Origin of the sequence: Kitasatospora sp. NPDC088548, from assembly GCF_044753005.1 — a bacterium.
Classification (GTDB): Bacteria; Actinomycetota; Actinomycetes; order Streptomycetales; family Streptomycetaceae; genus Kitasatospora.
The window spans coordinates 1-3,232 of record NZ_JBIVMI010000073.1; the positions used below are offsets into that span (position 1 = coordinate 1).

The 3,232-nt window shown below is 69.0% G+C and carries 3 protein-coding genes and 1 pseudogene; 2 read left to right on the plus strand and 2 right to left on the minus strand.

What is annotated here, in order from left to right; translation table 11 throughout:
* Window positions 1–644, plus strand: a pseudogene (locus tag ACIP82_RS37770) (hypothetical protein); the annotation flags it as partial.
* A gap of 217 nt (window positions 645–861) precedes the next feature.
* Here ACIP82_RS37770 and ACIP82_RS37775 read toward each other — a convergent pair.
* Both ACIP82_RS37775 and ACIP82_RS37780 read right to left on the minus strand, forming a co-directional pair.
* Window positions 862–1,515, minus strand: coding sequence for a response regulator transcription factor (locus ACIP82_RS37775; RefSeq protein ID WP_283471430.1), 654 nt, complete (start codon window positions 1,513–1,515; stop codon window positions 862–864).
* Window positions 1,503–2,750, minus strand: coding sequence for a sensor histidine kinase (locus tag ACIP82_RS37780; protein WP_400660327.1), 1,248 nt, complete (start codon window positions 2,748–2,750; stop codon window positions 1,503–1,505). The genes ACIP82_RS37775 and ACIP82_RS37780 overlap by 13 nt, the downstream gene beginning before the upstream one ends.
* A gap of 165 nt (window positions 2,751–2,915) precedes the next feature.
* On the opposite strand from ACIP82_RS37780, the gene ACIP82_RS37785 reads away from it, so the two are divergent.
* Window positions 2,916–3,185, plus strand: coding sequence for a hypothetical protein (locus tag ACIP82_RS37785; protein ID WP_400660330.1), 270 nt, complete (start codon window positions 2,916–2,918; stop codon window positions 3,183–3,185).
* The last annotated feature ends 47 nt before the right edge of the window (window positions 3,186–3,232 follow it).

Below are 3,232 nucleotides of genomic sequence, written 5' to 3' on the forward strand. Positions count from 1 at the left end.
GATACGCGCCGACCTCCACCTCGGCCTGCTCCAACTCGCCTGCAGCATCATCTGCCTGCGAAAGCTCCGAACCTCATTCTGAAACGATCAGTAAGTCCCAACAGGTCCATGGCCCGCGCATCGACCACCTCATCGCGCAGGCCCCGCCCGAAGCCTGGCAGAGGCTGTCCGCCGGATCCGGCGCCAAAGGCGAGCGTCTCTACGACTGGGCCGCCGCTCGCCTGCCCGCTGTCAGGGAGTTCGACGGTGACGAACCCATCCGCCAGCGGTGGATGCTGGCCCGCCACAGTATCGCCCGGCCCGACGAGATCGCCTACTACCTCGCCTGCGCGCCGCTGAAGGCCACGGTTGCGGACCTGGTCCGAGTCGCCGGTTGCCGCTGGAAGATCGAGGAGTGCTTTCAGAGCGCGAAGAACGAGTGCGGCCTGGACCAGTACGAAGTGCGCCGCTACGTGGGCTGGTACCGACACATCACGCTCTCCACGCTCGCCCACACGTTCCTGGCCGTCCTGGCCGCCCAGGAACGAAAAAAGGGGAAGGAGATCCCGACACGCCCGAGCTCGTGGACCTCACGCCAGCCGAGATTCGCCGTCTGTTGGCAACTCGACCCCACCACCATTCTCCGGACCGGAGCCACGCAGTGACATGGTCGCGGTGGAGACGCCGTCACCAAGCACACGCCCGCCGCTGTCACTACATGCGGCGCGGCCACCCGTGGGTGGGACCGCCACGTCAAAACCGCCCCACCCACGCCTCGACCTCGCTACACTCACCGTCCCCAAGCCGCTGACCAGGGCACATGGAGAACTCTCACTGGAGTACTAGTACTCCAGCCGTAGATCGTGATCACGGATGGGAAGGTCAGGCCCGGGACGCTCCGAGGAACCGCAGCACGGCCAGGACGCGGCGGTGGTCCGCGTCGACCACGGGCAGGTCAAGCTTGGCGAAGATGTTGTTGATGTGCTTCGCCACGGCGCTCTCGCTGACCACCAGCGCCTGCGCGATGCCGGCATTGGAGCGCCCCTCGGCCATCAGGCCGAGCACCTCCCGTTCGCGGGGGGTCAGCCGCGCGAGCGGGTCGCTGTCGCGCCGCAGCAGCAGCAACTGGGCGACGACCTGCGGGTCCAGGGCCGTGCCCCCGTCCGCCACTCGCCGGACCGCCGCCACGAAGTCGGCGACATCGGCAACCCGCTGCTTGAGCAGGTAGCCCACACCGCTGGTGTTCGCAGACAGCAGGTCAGCCGCGTACCGCTCCTCTACGTACTGCGAAAGCAGCACCACCGGCGTCCCCGGCCAGCGCCGACGGATCTCCATCGCCGCCCGCACCCCCTCGTCGGTGAAGCCGGGCGGCATCCGGACGTCGATCAAGGCGAGTTCGGGCCGGTGCTCCGCCACTGCCGCCAACAGCCCCTCCGCGTCGCCGGCTTCTGCGGCGACCTGGAACCCGCCCATCTCCAGCACCTTGATCAGGCCGACCCGCAACAACACCGAATCCTCGGCGATCACCGCGCGCACGGCAGCTCCGCGGTGATGGTGGTGGGCCCGCCAACGGGGCTGCTGACGTGGAAGGCCCCGTCGAGGGAGCCGACCCGCTTGGCCAGCCCGGTCAGCCCCGTGCCGGCGGCGGCGTCGGCACCGCCCAGCCCGTCGTCGGTAACGCGCACTCGCAGCACCTCGCCGACCTGACGGACTATCACCTCTGCATGCATCGCGTTGGCGTGCTTCGTTGCATTGGTCAGCGCCTCAGAGATCACGAAGTACGCGACCGACTCCACGTTGGGCGCCACCCGCTCCTCCAGATTGACCCGCAGCCGCACCGGCAGGGGCGTGCGGGTAGCCAGCCCGGACAACGCCGCGTCCAGACCTCGGTCTTCGAGCACGGCCGGGTGCAGCCCCCGCACCAGGTCATTGAGTTCGGCGATCGCCTCCTTCGCCTCCAGGTGCGCTCTCGCGATCACCTCGCGGTCATCACTCGGCAGGTCCGGGCGGGTGGCAAGGGCCAGACCCAGGTTGACCGCGAGAGACACCAACCGCTGCTGGGTGCCGTCGTGCAGGTCGCGCTCGATCCGGCGGCGCTCCGCGTCGACGGCCTCGATCAAGTCGGTCCGGCTCACGGCCAGCTGATCGACCCGCTCCTGGAGCCGCTGCGCCCGGCTGGGCCCGAGCAGGCCCAACGCCAGCCGCGCCTCGGCCCGGGCTACTGCCCGCGCGGTCCAGGGCAGGGCGCACAGGAGGAGGAGTCCAGCCGCTGTGTAAGCCGGCAGCTGGGTCAGGTAGCCGAACCAGTCCTGGCGGATTCCGGTTGGCAGCGCCCATGACCAGGCGTAGGCGATGACGCCCGCCAGGCACGCCGCTGCCACCGCGAGCACCAGCACCTCCAGCAGCGCGAGCAGCGGGCCCAGCAGGAGGTGGTAGCCGATCTTGCGCCAAGGCCGCGTCGCCGCGAGCCACCGGGCGGTCGAGGCCCACGTCCATTGTTCCGGCGCGGTGGGGGTGAGCCGGGGGACGTCCACACCGATGAGCGCCCGGTAGCGAGCCCGCTGAACGGCCGTCAGCACCGGAGTTCCGAGCAGGACCAGGGCGGCCGACATGGAAACCGTAAGGAGCCAGTTCCCCGTCCTGGCGGTAGTCGCCGCCGCCCAGGCCCACACGGGCACCAGCGCCAGGTGCGGCAGCACACCAGCGGCAAGAAAGCAGGTGTCCCGCCGCGCCCGGAGGACCGTGCGTCTCAGTCCAGCTGGAATCGTCATGGCACGACGCTAGGGCACCGCAGGAGGACGGTGCCATGAAACCTGTACCCGATCTCATGGTGAACCTAGTACCAGCTGTAGATCTTGATCTTGGCCTGTGGGCGGACAGCATCTCGGGTCGGCAGGTCGGCTTCTGCTGGCCGAGACCGGCGCGTCCTGGACCTGGTGAAGGCGTTCCTGAAAGCGGGCATCCTCACCGAGGGCGGCCTGTCCAAGGAGACTGACACCGGCACTCCGCAGGGAGGAATCCTGTCGCCGTTGCTGGCCAACATCGCCCTGTCCGTCCTCGATGAGTTCATCGCGGCCGGGCCGGGCGGGCCGAACTCCACTCAGGCGGAGCGGGCCAGGCGTCGGCGTCGGAAGCTGCCCGACTACCGGCTGTTCCGGTACGCGGACGACTGTGCGCCACGAACACTGAGGGAGGTTCCGGTGTAGAGACGGAAACTTCCGACGTGATGCTGCACTGGTGATGGAGGTAGGCC

Coding starts and splice junctions, on each gene's coding strand:
- ACIP82_RS37780 (WP_400660327.1), bottom strand. CDS start 2,750: ATGACGATTCCAGCTGGACTGAGACGCACGGTCCTCCGGGCGCGGCGG.